Source organism: Roseovarius sp. JB2-10, assembly GCF_055693585.1.
This window is the reverse complement of record NZ_CM146337.1, coordinates 2493321-2509040: the sequence shown is the minus strand read 5'-3', so window position 1 is coordinate 2509040 and position 15720 is coordinate 2493321. Positions and strand designations below refer to the sequence as shown.

The following is a 15720-nucleotide window of genomic DNA, read 5'->3' as shown; positions in this document are numbered from 1 at the left end:
CCCGGACGATGCCATCGCCCGGGGGTTTTTCATGCGGTGGTTCAGCCTGCGCTCCAAAGCTCTTGATAGACCGCGTCAATACCATCGGCTTCGGATCGAATGCTGAAATGGGTCTGGGCCGTGTCTCGCGCCATCCGCGCCATGGCGGCGTAATGCTCCGGGTCTGACAACATCTTGCCCAAGGCGTGCGTCACGGCATCCGGGTCATCCTCCGGCACAATGGTACCGGTTTTCCCCTGGCCGGAAAAACTCCGGTAATAGCCCTGATCCGTAGCCACAAACGGCACACCGCTGGCCATACCCTCGAGCGGGGTCATGCCGTAGCCTTCATAGCGGGGCAATTGCACAACAGCCGACAGACCACGCATCAATCCGGGCAGGTCATCCGGTGCGACTTCCCCCGGAAACAGGATACGTTCGCTCAGGCCCGCCTCTGCGGCCTTGCGTTTGAGACCGTCAAGAAAAGCCTGATCCGACCGACCCGCGCGCCCCACCAGCAAAGCCGTTACATCGGGATGATCCGGCAGGAACCGCAGCATCGCATCCACAAAGCGGTCACTGCCTTTTTCCGGGCGGATGCGGCCAATGGTGGCGATGCCCCGCGTGCCAGGATAACCGGTCGCAGCCCAAGCCATGGATTGGTCCGGCGCGGGGGTAAACCGTTCGGTATCAACGCCATGAGGAACAACCGCGCGCACATGCGGCACAAATCCTGCTGCCGCCTCGGTGGTGGCAATCACCGCATCCATGCGCGAAATCAGCCACCGCGGAAAGGCGGAATGCCGTCGGATTGCCGCTGAGGTGAAGACGATTTTGATCGGCAGGCGCATCACATCCCGCGCCCAGATCGCGGCGCGCATTTCGGTGTTGCGCCGCACGTGCCAGAGCGCAAAGGGGCGCTCCGGTGGTGTGGTCCGCGTTAGCGCGCGGGCTTGTGCTGTCGTGACCGGATCCGGGCACCCCGGCAGCGCAACGCCCGCCAGCGCCATGTCGTAGCGCGTCATCTGTTGGCACACAACGCCCGCCGCCGTGGCCGAGACGCCGGTGAAATTACGGTTGAAATTGGTGACAATCAGTTCGGTCATGACGCAAGCCCCAATGCGTCGGTCAGTGTTGCGGTGATCTCTTCAAGCATATCGTCCTGCGCCACCGCGAAAGCGCGGGATTTTGACTGCATGTCGCGCAAGGTGTCGGGCTGTGACAGGAGGTCATGCACAGCCTGCGCCAATTCTTCTGCACCGGCCACCTGCCGTGCGCCGCCCGTGGCATCAAAATCCGCGTAGGTTTGGGCAAAATTCGCATAAAGCGGGCCATGCAAAACTGCGGATCCAGCATAGGCAGGCTCGTAAGGGTTGTGACCACCAACAGCGCTGAACGAACCGCAGAGGCACGTGACGGGGCAATGCGCATACCAAAGACCGGTTTCGCCCAGAGTGTCGGCCAGATAAACTTGTGTGTCCGGGGTGATTTCACCACCCTCAGACCGTCGCGCCAGGGTCAAACCCGCATCCGAAACAAGTTTCTCAATTTCAGCGGCCCGTTCCGGATGGCGCGGCACAAGGATCATCAACGCCTTGGGATGATGACGCAAGACATCAGCATGCGCCTTGATCACCACCTCATCCTCGCCCGGATGGGTCGAACTGGCCACCCAAACGGCGCGCGTGCCAATGACTGTCTGCAACTTCTGCTGCTCAGCGGCGTCAAAGGGCAAAGGTCCCGCCACGGATTTGAGGTTTTGCCCGGTATAGGCATGCGTGAGCCCGAGATCATGCAAATGATCCGTGGTGCGCGCATCCTGCGTGTGAATGATGTTGAAATGTCCCATCAGGTGGCGCGATGTGGCCGGAAAGCGTTTCCAGTTGCGCGCAGACCGGTCGGAGATGCGCGCGTTGAGCAAGGCCAGCGGAATGCCTGCATCCTTGGTCATCTGCAGCATCTGCGGCCAAAGCTCGCTCTCGACAAAGATCACGGCTGACGGCCGCCATCGGGTCAAAAACCGGCGCATGGCACGTTTGGCGTCGAGCGGTGCAAATTGATGCTGGCAGCGCGGCGGCAGCCGCTTGGCCACAATTTCAGCCGAAGTCGCGGTGCCGGATGTCAGCAAAAACTGCCAGTCTTCCTGCGCATCGCCCATATGTTCGATTAACCGTAGCACCGACAGGCTTTCACCCACCGACGCGGCATGAAACCAGATCAGCGGACCGTCAGGGCGCTGCGCGGTGGTATGTCCCATGCGTTCGCGGAACCGCGCGGGATCCGTACCATGCGCCTTGAGTTTAGCGGCGACACGGCGGTAGGCCAGTGGCGCGACAAGGTTTGCCACGAGGGAGTAGAGACGGACCGGTAAGGGGGTCATCAGCCGCCGGTATGGCTCATGTGGCGGGACATTTTGCCATCCACAACCTGGCGGGAATAATCAAAATCATGACCCTTAGGCTTGAGCGCAATGGCGGCGCGAATAGCATCTTCCAACAGCGCGTCATCGCCCGGATTGTTGCGCAGCGCGGGACGCAGATCCGCCATGTCTTCCTGCCCCAGGCACATGAACAGCTCCCCGGTACAGGTCAGGCGCACGCGATTGCAACTTTCGCAGAAATTATGTGTGAGCGGCGTGATAAACCCGACCCTCTGGCCGGTTTCTTCCAGCTCGACATACCGCGCGGGTCCACCGGTGCGCTCGGCAAGTTCGCGCAAGGTAAACTCTTCCGCCAGGCGGGCGCGCAGGTCTGACAGCTTCCAGTATTGATCAAGGCGATCTTCGTTGCCGATATCACCCATCGGCATCACCTCGATAAAGGTGATGTCCATGTCGCGCGTCTTGCACCATTCGATCAGCTGGAAAAGTTCATCTTCGTTAAAACCCTTCAGCGCCACGGTGTTGATCTTGACCCTGAGCCCGGCCTTTTGCGCGGCATCGATACCGCGCATCACCTGGGGCAGACGCCCCCATCGGGTGATATCGGCAAATTTCGTCTCATCCATCGTGTCGAGCGAGATGTTCACACGGCGCACGCCTGCGGCGTAGAGATCATCGGCAAAACGCTCCAGCTGACTGCCGTTCGTGGTCAGGGTCAGCTCCTTCAGCGCGCCGCTTTCCAGATGTCGTGTCATCGACCCGAAAAACGTCATGATCCCCTTGCGTACCAAAGGCTCACCACCTGTAATGCGCAGCTTTTCAACGCCCAAACGAATGAAGGTGGTGCACATGCGATCCAGTTCTTCGAGCGTCAGCAATTCCTTTTTGGGCAGGAACGTCATGTTCTCAGACATGCAATAGACGCAGCGAAAATCGCAGCGATCAGTGACCGAGACGCGCAGGTAGGAAATTGCGCGCTGAAAGGGATCAATCAACGGTGTTACCATGGGATGAACCTAGGCGCGCACGCGACCGGGGGCAAGCCAGAACTTGCCATTGAAGCATCCGGGGCACGTGGTTAAATTAACTTTATGAAACAGGCTTTGGTAACGTTTTCAGTACTTTTTCTGGTCGCCGGGTGCGCACAATTGCAATGGCCCGGCAAATCGCGCCCTGCCCCGGTTGAAGAACCGACACCCGCGGAAAACCCGGGTCAGACTGTGGCATCTGTTCCGCCCGCTGCGCGGACCGTGGATGATTTCGACACCACAACCACCGAGCAAAAAGCCGCGGCGACCGCCAAAATAGGCGGTGCCAGCGTGGATCTTGGGGTTACGATTGCATCGCTCGGCTCACCAAGCGAGCCTGGTTTCTGGCTCAAGACGCCCCTGGTGGATACGCCCGCAAAGGGCCGTGTGACCTATCCGGAAAACGGCAAATCGGTAAAGGTTGACCTGATCCCGATTGATGGACCCAAAACCGCAGGCAGTCGGCTCTCGCTGTCGGCGATGCGCCTGATTGAAGCGCCTTTCACCGGACTACCGGAAGTTCGGGTGGAGCGCGTGTCGAACTAAATCAACTCTCTGAAATTATTTGGTATTCCATAATTTTTTATGCCAAAAATCACAGTATTCTAACCTCCAGAAATTCGCTGAGTTCTTTCGAAACTGCCCTATTTTCGCCCTAAACCCCCCTAGGTTGCCCGGCAAATCAGTCCCATGTCGGAGACCTCATGTTGCGTATCTTGTTGTTTGTGTTTGCCTTCGTAGCCTCCGCAGGAATGGCCACCGCCGAAGACAGCACTTTGGAACGTCTCGACACCGGCGACGCAGGCCGCGCATGGGAAGCTGTCGGGCGCCTCGATATCGGAGGGCGCGGATTTTGCACCGGCGCCCTGATTGCGCCAGATCTTGTGTTGACAGCAGCACATTGCCTTTTTGATCGTCACACCGGGGACCGGATCAATCACACTAAAATCGAATTTCTGGCCGGATGGCGCAATGGCCGCGCGTCGGCCTATCGTTGGGTTAAACGCGCTGTGGTGCACCCCGAATTTGACTATGGCGATGCATCAAGCGAACTGCGTGTGCGCAATGACGTGGCGCTGTTGGAGCTGCATCACCCGATCAAAAACACCCGCATCACCCCATTTTTAACCGACAAACGCCCGCGCAAAGGCCAACGCATCGGCGTTGTCAGCTATGCCAAAGGCCGTTCCGAGGCACCATCGCTTCAGGAAGTCTGTGACGTTCGGGCCCGTCAGCTTGGTGTGTTGATCATGTCCTGTGATGTCAATTTTGGCTCCTCCGGCGCGCCGGTCTTCAGCTTTGAGGGCGACGAACCACGCATCGTTTCCGTGGTGTCCGCGATGGCAGAGGTCGATGGCGACAAGGTGTCTCTGGGCACGCTGTTACAGGAGCCACTGGTGGTCCTGAAGGCCGCGCTGGATGAAGGTCAGGGCGTCTTTCAACACGCCGCCCCCAAGATGTTCAGCGGCACGGAACGCCGCAACACCGGCGCAAAGTTTGCGAAACCATGATGTTCAAACGCTTCTCCCTCACCGCATTATTGCTGAGCTGCATGACCCTGCAGGCGACGGCGGGCAGCGGTTTGATCCGCCTGTCGGATCGCGATGACCTTTTTGGGTGGGAGGCCGTGGGCCGCGTTGAAATCGGCGGCAGCGGTTATTGCACAGGCGTTCTGATTGCACCTCATCTGGTGCTGACCGCGGCGCATTGCGTGTATGATCAGCGAAGAATGGCGATTGAGCCGGGCAACCTGACATTCCGCGCAGGACTACAAGACGGCACATCAATTGCCGATCGCCCTGTTGCCCGGCTGGTGGCACATTCGGGATATGATCCGCAATTGCCCTACGGTGACAATAACATCCGCCATGACGCGGCCTTGCTGGAGCTTGCCGAGCCCATTCCCACCTCAGTGGCCAACCCGTTTGTTCTCTACAAAGGGACCAGTGACGGGCGGCGTGTCAGCGTCGTGTCATATGGCAAAGGGCGTGATGAGGCGCTGTCCTGGCAGCGTGATTGCGGCGTCTTGGGCCGTAGCCGCGGCATGATCGCATTTGATTGCAACATCACCTATGGCTCTTCCGGTGCCCCGGTTTTTGTCCGTGACGGATCACGCGCGCGTATTCTGTCGCTGGTCAGCGGCGGCAATATGGAAGAAGGCAAAGGCGACCCGGTGGCCTTTGGCATGGATCTGCCCCCGCTGGTTGCCGATTTGAAACGCGATTTGCGGGCCGCCCCGGCGGCTGAGACCGCCAGCACCGGCATTCGCCGTGTCAAGGTTGGCCAGGGTGGCGGCGCATCCGGTGCCAAATTCGCCAAACCCTGAAAAATCAGGCGGTTTAACACCCATAATTTCGGGTCTTGAAACCCGGTTTTGAGCCCCCACATAAGGCATGTTCGACGCTGCAATGCAGGTCGCACATTCCACCGCCTGTCCCAAAGGGAAGGCATAAATATTGTTGTCGCTCAAATGGAGGATAACCCATGCGTAACTTTGATTTGGCCCCGCTTTATCGGGCAACTGTTGGTTTCGATCAGATCGCGGACATGATGGATCGTGTTCTGTCGAGTGAGATTAACCATCCCACATACCCCCCTTATAACATTGAAAAAACCGCCGATGACACGTATCGTATCTCGATCGCCGTGGCTGGGTTTTCTGATGAAGATCTTTCGGTAGAGGTCAAGGAAGGATCGCTTGTTGTCTCGGCCCGCAAGACGGACGATGACGAAAGCAAAACCTACCTGCACCGTGGCATTGCAACCCGCGCGTTTGAGCGCAAGTTCCAGCTTGCAGACCACGTGCGCGTGAACGGTGCCGCCCATGCGGATGGCATGCTGCATATTGATCTGGTGCGCGAAGTACCCGAGGCCCTCAAGCCCCGCCGGATCGAAATTGCCACGCATTCGGCCATCGAAAAAGACGTGGTCGACGCAAAAGCCGTCAACTAACCCGCTATTTCGAACGTGATACAGAAGGCCCCGGTCAACGCCGGGGCCTTTTTTGGTGTTTGACGCCTGTTGCACCAAAAGGTTTACGTTCGGACCAAGCGCCGACATGCCCGCCCTTGATGTTGCGCGCAAGACGCGGCAGGCTGGCGCATCATGTCCGGACCAGACGAACATTACGACGAGAATTTCGCGGCCTTCCTCGAGGAGATGTGGGGCGAAGGCTACATGTCGCCCGGGGGCCCCGAAGAGGTAGCGCGCGTCCTTGAAGGGCTGGACCTGACAGGCAAGCGCGTGCTCGATATCGGCTGCGGCACCGGCGCCATCGTCCTCGACCTCAAACAGACGCACGGCGCCGGAGACGTTGTGGGCATCGACGTGGAAGAAACGGTTTGCGACATTGCACGGATGCGCGTGGCAGAGGCTGGCCTGAGTGACACCACCCGGATCATCAAGGTCGAACCCGGGCCGCTGCCCTTTGGCGATAATGAATTCGACGTCGTCTTTTCCAAGGATCTCGATCATCCACATCACCGACAAGGAAGCATTGGCACATGAGATTTTTCGCGTGTTGCGCCCCGGTGGGTCTTTCGCCGCCTCTGATTGGCTGATTTCCCATGACGGCCCCCCGTCGGATGACATGGCGCGCTACATCGCGCTCGAAGGGCTCGATTTTGCGATGGCATCGCCGGAACGCTATCACCGGGCGCTGGAACAGGCAGGTTTCGAGGATGTGCAGACGGTCAACCGAAACCTGTGGTACCTTGGTGTCGCGACAGAGGAACGGGCCGTGCTTGAAGGGCCGCGCCGGGCCGAATTCGAAGATCGCTTCGGTGCAAAGCTCATCCGTGAAAACGTCGATATCTGGAATGCGATGATCAAGGTTCTGAAAACCGGCGAGCATTGCCCGCATCATCTGCGCGGGCGCAAACCCGGATCATAAAGGCGCTGGCTTGGCCCTCAGGCCGGCATCCGCTGTTCGATGATTTCCGCCCACCAGCTGCACCCTGTCGGGATCGCTTCGTCGTTGAAATTATAGTCCGGACTGTGGACCTTGGCCGTGTCGCCATTGCCCATCAGGATATAGGCGCCGGGCCGTTCTTCGAGCATGTAGGCAAAGTCTTCACCGCCCATGATCAAAGGCGCCTCCGGGCAATCGCCACTGACGGATCGGGCCACTTCGGCGGCAAAATCGGTTTGTTCCGGGTGGTTCACCATCACCGGGTAGTTCCGGTCATATGTCAGATCAACGTGCCCCCCAAATCCCGCACTGATGCTGTCGCAAAGCGCCTGCATCCGGGTTTCCGCCAGATCACGGATTTCGCCACTCAGGGTGCGCACGGTGCCCAGCAAGTCCACCGATTGCGGGATCACATTGAATGCATCCGATGAGCTTTGGATTGACGTGACCGAAACCACCACCTGTTCGGTCGGATCGGTGTTGCGGCTGGCAATGGTTTGCAGCGCGGTAACCAGATGGCTGGCCATCACAATCGGATCGATGGTTTCGTTGGGTTTGGCCGCGTGTCCGCCGCGCCCTTCGATTTTGATCTTGAACACATCCGTTGCGGCAAAAAACGGGCCCGGGCGGATCGCAAACGTGCCTTCCGGCACGCCGGGCCAATTGTGCATGCCATAAACTTCCTGAATGCCAAATCGCGCCATCAAGCCGTCTTCGCACATCTCGCGGCCGCCGCCACCGCCCTCTTCGGCGGGCTGAAAGATCACCACGCAGGTGCCATCGAAATTGCGCGTCTCGGTCAGGTATTGCGCGGCCCCCAGCAACATGGCGGTGTGGCCGTCGTGACCACAGGCATGCATCGCCCCGTCGGTTTTGGAGGCATAGTCCAACCCGGTTTCTTCGTGAATTGGCAGGGCATCCATATCGGCGCGCAGGCCGATCACCCGGCCCGACCCCGAGGCCTTGCCCTTGATCACACCCACAACACCGGTGCGCCCGATGCCGGTGACCACCTCATCACAGCCAAAAGATTTCAGCTTTTCCTCAACCAGTGCAGAGGTCCGGTGGGTGTCGTACATCAGCTCGGGATGTTGGTGAATATCGCGGCGCCATTCGGTGATCTGATCATGCAATTCCGCAAAACGGTTCTTGATCGGCATCGGGGCCTCCTGTTGTCGCGATTGGGTGTGATCAACCTGCCGCAATGCACGCGAACGGGCAAGGCTTGGTGCCGCAAAACCGATCACATTCGGCGGAACATGGCGCTTTTGACGCGTGCCCGCTCACATTCCGGGGCCCATCACCAGTTTGCTGCCATCGGTGAAGCGCGAAAAGCGGAACCGTGTCATATCATGCCCCGGCGCGGCACCCGTCATAATATCGGCCAGAATGCGACCAAAGGCCGGGCCGATGCCAAAGCCATGCCCGCACATGCCGGTGCCAATCCATAGGCCTGGAAAATCAGGAACGTGATCCACAATCGGCACGACATCGGGCAAAACATCGATCATTCCGGCCCAACTGGCGCGCATGTCGACCTGTCCCACCTGCGGGAAAAGGGATTGGAAGTCCTGAAGCAGACGCGCCGTGCGACGCCGATCCGGGATCGGGTTCAGGACGCGTGTTGCCTCAAAGGGCGACGGTGCATCCATCGCCCAATTGCGCGGTGTGCCCCATGCATCGGGGAAGCCCTTTGGAGATGCCGGATAATATTTGCGGCTGAACGGATCATTCATCAGTGGGCGCAGGTATTTGGGCAATCCACGCATGCCATCAGGGCCGATATAGAGTTCGTGAAACCCTTCGGGCGCCAGCGTATAGCCCCCGTCAACCCGGCGGCGAAAGGCCAGTTTGTGATCTGCGGCACCACCTTCGTGGATAGACGCCACTGGTCCGGTGGCAACGACGGTGGATTTCACGGATATCTGCGGGATCTTGACCCCGTGGCGCCGCAGGAAAAGCGATGACCACGCACCGCCCGCCACCAGCACCTGATCTGCGGCAATAGGGCCGCGTTCTGTGATGACACCGGATATCGCGCCGCCTGTTTGATCCAGCCCCCGAACCGCGCATCCCTCGATCAAAACGGCTCCGGCGCGCACGGCCGCCTTGGCCAGACGGGGCACCGCGACCCAGGGTTCGGCCCGGTAATCCGATTGTGTGTGCAGCGCACCCAGATAGCTGCGCGAGGCGCCCGTAAGCATATCAGCAACCTTGCTGCCAGAGAGGATGCGGCTGTCGACGCCGTTTTCCTTGGCCAGCGTCAGAAACGCCTCAAACCCGCTCATATCCTTTTGTGTGCTGCCCAGATAGGTCAGTCCACTCTGCACCAGCCCTAGATCTTCGTTGGTTTTGCGTTGAAGCTCAGGCCAGAGGCGATTGGCCTCAACCATGATCGGCAATTCCGCCGCGTCCCTTCCGGTTTGACGCACCCATCCCCAATTGCGCGAGGATTGTTCCGCAGCGATCCTGCCCTTTTCAAGAACCACCACCTTCTGCCCCTTGAGGGCGAGGAAATAGGCCGTCATTACACCAATGATGCCGCCACCCACAATGGCAACATCCACGCGCTCAGGCAGCGGCGCGTCATGCGCGATCGGATCATCCTTGGTGATCGGAAAGCCGGTCAATATCCGCTCTCGCTGCTGAGGACAAAGTGACCGGGTGCGACCTTGGCGTATTCGGACGGGCCGGGCACGTGTCCAACCGCATGAATTGGCGATGGTATTGCTTTGAAATTCATGTCTTTTTCCAGCTTTCTCTGGCTGGGATCGGCAATTGGTACGGCCTTGATCAGGGCCTTGGTATAGGGGTGCTGCGGGTTTTCAAAAATGGCAGATCTCGGCCCTTTTTCGACAATCCGGCCCAGATACATCACCGCCACATCGTGGCTGACACGCTCCACCACGGCCATGTCATGGCTGATGAAAAGATAGGAAATCCCAAGTTCCGCTTGCAGTTCCATCATCAGGTTCAACACCTGCGCCTGCACGCTGACATCCAGCGCGCTGACGGCTTCATCCGCCACGATCAATTTGGGTTTGAGCGCCAAGGCGCGGGCAATGGCGACCCGTTGTCTTTGCCCGCCAGACAACTCATGCGGATAGCGTCTGAGGTAGCTTTGCGGCAGGCCGACCCGATCAAAAAGCTGCGAAACGCGGGAATTCCTTTCGGCATGGGAAATCCCGAAATTGCGCATAGGTTCAGCAACTTGATCCACCAACTTCATCTGCGGATTGAGGCTCGCAAACGGATCCTGAAAGACCATCTGCATATCGGCCCGGGCGCGCCGTAGCGCAGCCCCTTGCAGACTGGTCACATCCACACCGTCCAGCGTCACGCGCCCGGCCATTGGCTCAATCAGCCGCAAAAGAGAGCGACCGACACTGGACTTGCCACAACCGGATTCGCCCACCAGCGCCAGCGTCCGCCCCCGGTTCACCTGAAACGAGACATCCTCGACCGCGTGCACATTGGCCACCGTGCGGCGCATGAACCCACCGGCCACGGCAAAACGTGTGGTCAGGCCTTCGACCTCCAGCAACACATCATCGCTGCCGGGGATGGGTTTTGGTGTGCTTTCCTCGCCTACCAATCGCATCGGTTCCGGCGCAGCTTTGCCCCGCATTTCGCCCAAACGCGGAACCGCAGCTAGCAAGGCACGGGTATAGGCATGCTGTGGGGCGTCGAATATCTGTGCCACCGGCCCTTCTTCCACCTTGCGTCCGCGATACATGACCACAACACGGTCCGCCAATTGCGCCACCACAGCCATATCATGGGTGATGAACACTACCGCCGTCCCGGTTTCGCGCTTGAGCCGGTCGATCAGTGCCAAAATTTCCGCCTGAATGGTCACATCCAGTGCGGTCGTGGGTTCATCGGCAATCAACAACCGCGGGCGACAGGCCAGCGCCATGGCAATCACCACCCGCTGGCGCATACCGCCCGAGAGCTCATGGGGATATTGTCGCAGGCGGCGTTCCGGCTCGGGGATGCGCACCTCCTGCAAGAGCTCGATGGCACGCGCCCGCGCTGTCGCGCGTGACGTTTTCCGGTGCAGGCGCAACCCTTCGGTCAATTGACGTTCAATGGTGAAAACCGGGTTCAGCGCCGTCATCGGCTCCTGAAAGATCATACCGATTTCATTGCCGCGCACATGCCGCATGATGTCTTGATCGGACCGGGCGATATCAAGCTGTCCGGATGCCTTACGGTCAAAAATCAGACGTCCGCCGCTGATGTGGCCACCGCCAAATTCCACCAGCCGCATCAACGACAGCGAGGAGACCGATTTACCCGAGCCGCTTTCCCCAACAATGCACAGTGTTTCACCGGGATAAACGTCGAAAGACACGTCCTCGACGCCCACCACCGGGCCATCACGCGTTGCAAATTCGACGCGCAGATTTTCGATCCGGGCGATAGGGTCGGCGGTCATGCTGAAACAGCGCCCTTTTTTCTTCTCTAAACTGTCATCACGCTACAGACGGACGCACACAGGGTCAAACTCCTAACACAACCTTAACCAGAGGGTAGTAAAGGAAACCTTGATTTTTACGTTCAATTCGGTCTGAAATGGACGTAACTGCAAGAAAATAAGGGCGTGCAAGCCATTGTTTACGTATACATTATGCTTCCAACATGCATGATATACTGCAATGGACATGTCCAAATCGCAGAGGCGGGAGCGCGCTCCACACCTCTGGCACAAACGGGGAGACAAAGATGAGACTAAAAGCCCTATTGGCTGCCACGGCCGCTTCGCTGGCATTGACCACGGCGGCGCAGGCAGAACGCGGCGCGGATGGACAGGTGAACATCCTCTATTGGCAAGCGCCCTCAATCATGAACCCCTACCTGTCGGGTGGCACCAAGGACATGGAGGCGGCCAGCCTCGTGATCGAACCATTGGCGCGGTATGACCAGGGCGGCAATCTCGTGCCATGGCTCGCCGAAGAGATCCCGACCGTCGGCAATGGCGGTGTCAGCGAAGATCTGACCACCATCACATGGACCCTGAAACCCGGCTTGCTGTGGTCGGATGGCAGCGCGGTTACCTCCGAAGATGTGCAGTTCACCTGGCAGTATTGTACCGCGGATGGCGGCGGATGTGCCCAGGCTGAAAAATACCTTGATGTGGTCTCGGTGGATACGCCGGATGAACGCACAGTGGTGGTGACCTTTGGCGTGCCCAAACCCTTCCCCTACGGTCCGTTTGTGGGCGGTCAGGCCCCGATCATTCAAAAGGCGCAGTTCGCAGATTGCCTTGGGCCCAAGGCGCCGGAATGTACCGACGCCAATTTCAGCCCGGTCGGCACCGGCCCCTTCACCGTCACGGATTTCCGACCCAATGACGTGATCCAGCTTGAGGCTAATGCCAACTACCGCGACCCGGCCAAGCCCGCCTTCCAGAACGTTCTTTTCAAAGGGGGCGGTGAGGCCGCGGCCGCAGGCCGGGCGGTTCTGGAAACGGCGGAATATGATTACGCGTGGAACCTGCAACTGGCGCCGGATGTCCTGGCGCGCATGGAGGCGGCGGGCAAGGGCAAGACCGTGTCGACATTTGGCACCCTTGTCGAGCGCATCATGATCAACTTCACCAACCCGGATATTGCCCTGGGCGACGAACGTGGCACACGGGCGCATCCGCATCCTTTCCTGACGGACAAGGCCGTGCGACAGGCCCTGTCGATGGCGATCAACCGCGAGCAATTGGTTGAAATCGGCTATGGCGATGCGGGTCGCGTGACCTGCAACGTGTTGCCAGCGCCGGAAATCTACGCCTCGACCGCGAATGACGCCTGCAAGATACAGGATATCGACGGCGCAAACGCGCTTCTGGACGAGGCCGGTTGGGTCAAGGGCGCGGACGGCATCCGTGAAAAAGATGGCGTGCGTTTGTCCTTGCTGTTCCAGACCTCGGTCAACGCCGTGCGCCGCGACTTTCAGGAGCAGATCAAACAATGGTGGTCGCAGATCGGCATTGAAACCGAGCTTCGAAGCATTGACGGATCGGTCTTCTTTGGCGGCGACCCCGGGAGCCCGGACACGTTCCAGAAATTCTTTGCTGATGTAGAGATGTATGCCAATAATTTCGACGGCACGGACCCTGAAAACTACATGGCCCGGTGGGCTTGTGATCAGGCCCCTGCCCCGGAAAACCAGTGGCAGGGCAATAACATGGGCCGGTTCTGTTCGCCCGAATATGATGCGCTGGTGGCAGAGATGGCCGTCACGGCGGATCTGGATGAACGCGCCCGTCTGGCCAAGGCAATGAATGACATGCTGATGCAGGAATATGCGATCCTGCCGCTGGTGGATCGCGGTCGCGTCTCTGGTCATTCCAATACGCTTGGCGGCGTTGTCCTCAACATCTGGGACAGCGAACTTTGGAACGCGGCTGACTGGTATCGCGTGAAGTAATCGCCTAAACCAAAAAGGGTGCTCCGCCCCGCGGGGCCCCTTTCCGGCCGGCTTACCCGCCGACGAAATCGAGGCGACGAATGCTGACTTACACCGTCCGACGACTGGTCTTGTCCGTTCCGACGCTGCTTTTTATCGCCCTTGTCATTTTTCTGCTGCTCGAACTGGCGCCCGGTGATCCCATGGCGCAGGTACCTCTGACCGTCCCGGCGGAAGTTAAACAACAGATGCGCGAGGCTCTGGGCCTTGGCGAGCCCACCCATATCCGCTTTGGTAAATGGCTCTACCAGTTTTTCGTGGTGGAACCATCAGTCCTGATTGATGCCACTTTTGGCACAACCCTGTCCGAAGGCCAGCAACGTGTGATCAGCTGGCAAACCCGGTCGCCGGTGATGGAAATTGTCATGCAACGGATGCCACAGACCCTCTGGGTGGTGGCCATGGCGTATCTGGTGGCCATTCTGATTGCCCTGCCGATCGGCATCTATTCAGCGTATCGTCAGTATTCCGCCTTTGATCAGGTCGGCACATTTGTGACCATGGTGGGCTATTCCGTGCCGCCCTTCTTTTCCGGTGTGCTGGTGATTGTGATCTTCTCGGTGCAACTGGGCTGGCTGCCGTCGATCTATGACACCACGCACCGCGTGGTCGATTGGGACAGTTTTGTCATTCAACTCAAACAGATGGTCATGCCGGTGATGGTGCTGGCCCTGCAGATTACCGCCCAGATCAGCCGCTTCATGCGCGCGTCGATGCTGGATAATCTGGGGCAGGATTACGTGCGTACCGCGCGCGCCAAGGGCCTGGGCGAAGGTGTGGTGGTCATGGTCCATGTGCTGCGCAATTCAATGATCCCGGTTGTCACGGTCATCGCACTTGGTGTGCCGCAAATCTTTGGCGGAGCCATCATCACCGAACAGATTTTCAAGGTGAACGGGCTGGGGCAATTGTTGATCACCGCCATTCAGGCCAATGACCTGCCCATGGTTCAGACTGTTACCTTCATGCTGGCCATCCTGATCGTTCTTTTCAACGTACTGGCGGATGTGCTCTACGGCGTCCTTGACCCGAGGATCCGATATGAGTGACCCGGCCATCAACACACCACCGCGCAGCCATTGGCATGATGTATGGGTGCAATTCCGGGCCCATCGCGGCGCGTTGATTGGCATGATCATCTTTCTGCTGATCATCGCCACGGTCTTTCTGGGACCTCTGGTCTGGCGGATTGATCCCACCTTCATTGACATCCCGTCGCGCAATCAGGGGCCCAGCTGGGCGCATCCCTTTGGGACGGATCAACTGGGCCGGGACACGCTGGCGCGTATGATCGCGGGCGGACAAAGCTCGATCACCGTTGGGTTGACCGCCATGTTGCTGGCCCTGATCCTAGGCACGTTTGTGGGCGTTGTTGCAGGCTTTTTCCGATGGCTGGACGGGCCGTTGATGCGCTTGACTGATCTCTTTTTGTCCCTGCCCTTGCTGCCCTTGCTGCTGGTCATGGTGATGCTGTTCCGCGAAGCGCTGAACACGGCCTTTGGCCCGGAAACGGGCATTTTCATCCTGATCGTTGTGGCCATTGGCGTGACCAGTTGGATGCCTACGGCGCGGATTGTACGCGGCGACGTTCTGGCGCTGAAGGAGCGCGAATTTGTACTGGCGGCGCGGTCCATCGGCACAAGCAACCTGAACCTGATCACCCGGCACATCCTGCCCAATGTGATGTCACCCATCATGGTCTCGGCCACGCTTGGCATCGCCAATGCCATCATCACAGAAAGCGCGCTCAGTTTTCTGGGGCTTGGCTTTCCACCGGATTTCCCCACATGGGGGCGGCTTTTGAACGATGCGGTTGTGTACCTGCAAGACTATCCCGAGCGGGTTATCTGGCCTGGCCTGGCCATTTCGCTGACTGTGCTCAGCGTCAATTACATGGGCGACGGTCTGCGCGACGCGCTGGACCCGAGGATCAGAGGCCGCTGAAGACCGCCGCATCG

At 59.0% G+C, this 15720-nt stretch carries 15 protein-coding genes; 9 read left to right on the top strand and 6 right to left on the bottom strand.

Features of this window, described 5'->3' with window-relative positions; genetic code table 11:
- Positions 1-41: 41 nt before the first annotated feature.
- From ACZ1HJ_RS12575 to moaA, 3 genes are read right to left on the bottom strand one after another with little or no spacing between them, the layout of a single operon-like run.
- Positions 42-1085 carry a glycosyltransferase family 4 protein gene (locus ACZ1HJ_RS12575; RefSeq protein ID WP_472719008.1) on the bottom strand — a complete coding sequence of 348 codons (1044 nt, stop codon included), beginning with the start codon at positions 1083-1085 and terminating at the stop codon, positions 42-44.
- The gene (locus ACZ1HJ_RS12570) at positions 1082-2359 is read right to left on the bottom strand and encodes a 3-deoxy-D-manno-octulosonic acid transferase (protein ID WP_472719007.1); all 1278 of its coding nucleotides are present in this window, start codon (positions 2357-2359) and stop codon (positions 1082-1084) included. Before ACZ1HJ_RS12570 ends, ACZ1HJ_RS12575 begins: the two co-directional genes overlap by 4 nt.
- The gene (gene moaA, locus ACZ1HJ_RS12565) at positions 2359-3366 is read right to left on the bottom strand and encodes a GTP 3',8-cyclase MoaA (RefSeq protein ID WP_472719006.1); all 1008 of its coding nucleotides are present in this window, start codon (positions 3364-3366) and stop codon (positions 2359-2361) included. Before moaA ends, ACZ1HJ_RS12570 begins: the two co-directional genes overlap by 1 nt.
- 84 nt (positions 3367-3450) lie before the next feature.
- Between moaA and ACZ1HJ_RS12560 the strand changes: the two genes are divergently transcribed.
- The 6 genes from ACZ1HJ_RS12560 (at position 3451) to ACZ1HJ_RS12535 (ending at position 7279) form a co-directional block, all read left to right on the top strand.
- Entirely contained in the window at positions 3451-3933 is a 483-nt protein-coding gene (locus ACZ1HJ_RS12560; RefSeq protein WP_472719005.1) for a hypothetical protein, read from the top strand.
- A gap of 158 nt (positions 3934-4091) precedes the next feature.
- Positions 4092-4898 (top strand): trypsin-like serine peptidase, encoded by an 807-nt coding sequence (locus ACZ1HJ_RS12555; RefSeq protein ID WP_472719004.1) that lies wholly within the window; start codon positions 4092-4094, stop codon positions 4896-4898.
- Positions 4895-5713, top strand: a complete 819-nt coding sequence (locus ACZ1HJ_RS12550; protein WP_472719003.1) for a trypsin-like serine peptidase — start codon at positions 4895-4897, stop codon at positions 5711-5713. Before ACZ1HJ_RS12555 ends, ACZ1HJ_RS12550 begins: the two co-directional genes overlap by 4 nt.
- Before the next feature lie 158 nt (positions 5714-5871).
- Positions 5872-6339, top strand: a complete 468-nt coding sequence (locus ACZ1HJ_RS12545) for an Hsp20 family protein (protein ID WP_472719002.1) — start codon at positions 5872-5874, stop codon at positions 6337-6339.
- 153 nt (positions 6340-6492) lie between these two features.
- Positions 6493-6894, top strand: coding sequence for an SAM-dependent methyltransferase (locus ACZ1HJ_RS12540; protein ID WP_472719001.1), 402 nt, complete (start codon positions 6493-6495; stop codon positions 6892-6894).
- Complete coding sequence (locus tag ACZ1HJ_RS12535; RefSeq protein WP_472719000.1) at positions 6884-7279, top strand: hypothetical protein; 396 nt, start codon at positions 6884-6886, stop codon at positions 7277-7279. The genes ACZ1HJ_RS12540 and ACZ1HJ_RS12535 overlap by 11 nt, the downstream gene beginning before the upstream one ends.
- Positions 7280-7296: 17 nt before the next feature.
- Here the strand turns inward: ACZ1HJ_RS12535 and ACZ1HJ_RS12530 are convergent, their stop codons facing one another.
- The 3 genes from ACZ1HJ_RS12530 to ACZ1HJ_RS12520 all read right to left on the bottom strand — a co-directional run bounded on the left by ACZ1HJ_RS12530 (position 7297) and on the right by ACZ1HJ_RS12520 (position 11738).
- Positions 7297-8457: a M20 aminoacylase family protein gene (locus ACZ1HJ_RS12530; RefSeq protein WP_472718999.1), complete on the bottom strand. Its 1161-nt coding sequence runs from the start codon at positions 8455-8457 to the stop codon at positions 7297-7299.
- Between the two features lie 123 nt (positions 8458-8580).
- Positions 8581-9927: an NAD(P)/FAD-dependent oxidoreductase gene (locus ACZ1HJ_RS12525; protein ID WP_472718998.1), complete on the bottom strand. Its 1347-nt coding sequence runs from the start codon at positions 9925-9927 to the stop codon at positions 8581-8583.
- On the bottom strand, positions 9924-11738 hold the full coding sequence (locus ACZ1HJ_RS12520) for an ABC transporter ATP-binding protein (protein ID WP_472718997.1): 1815 nt from the start codon (positions 11736-11738) through the stop codon (positions 9924-9926). Before ACZ1HJ_RS12520 ends, ACZ1HJ_RS12525 begins: the two co-directional genes overlap by 4 nt.
- A 287-nt stretch (positions 11739-12025) precedes the next feature.
- Between ACZ1HJ_RS12520 and ACZ1HJ_RS12515 the strand changes: the two genes are divergently transcribed.
- The 3 genes from ACZ1HJ_RS12515 to ACZ1HJ_RS12505 all read left to right on the top strand — a co-directional run bounded on the left by ACZ1HJ_RS12515 (position 12026) and on the right by ACZ1HJ_RS12505 (position 15706).
- Positions 12026-13723: a peptide ABC transporter substrate-binding protein gene (locus ACZ1HJ_RS12515; protein ID WP_472718996.1), complete on the top strand. Its 1698-nt coding sequence runs from the start codon at positions 12026-12028 to the stop codon at positions 13721-13723.
- Between the two features lie 80 nt (positions 13724-13803).
- A complete protein-coding gene (locus ACZ1HJ_RS12510; RefSeq protein WP_472718995.1) occupies positions 13804-14811 on the top strand; it encodes an ABC transporter permease in 1008 nt (335 codons plus the stop codon).
- Entirely contained in the window at positions 14804-15706 is a 903-nt protein-coding gene (locus ACZ1HJ_RS12505; protein WP_472718994.1) for an ABC transporter permease, read from the top strand. The genes ACZ1HJ_RS12510 and ACZ1HJ_RS12505 overlap by 8 nt, the downstream gene beginning before the upstream one ends.
- The last annotated feature ends 14 nt before the right edge of the window (positions 15707-15720 follow it).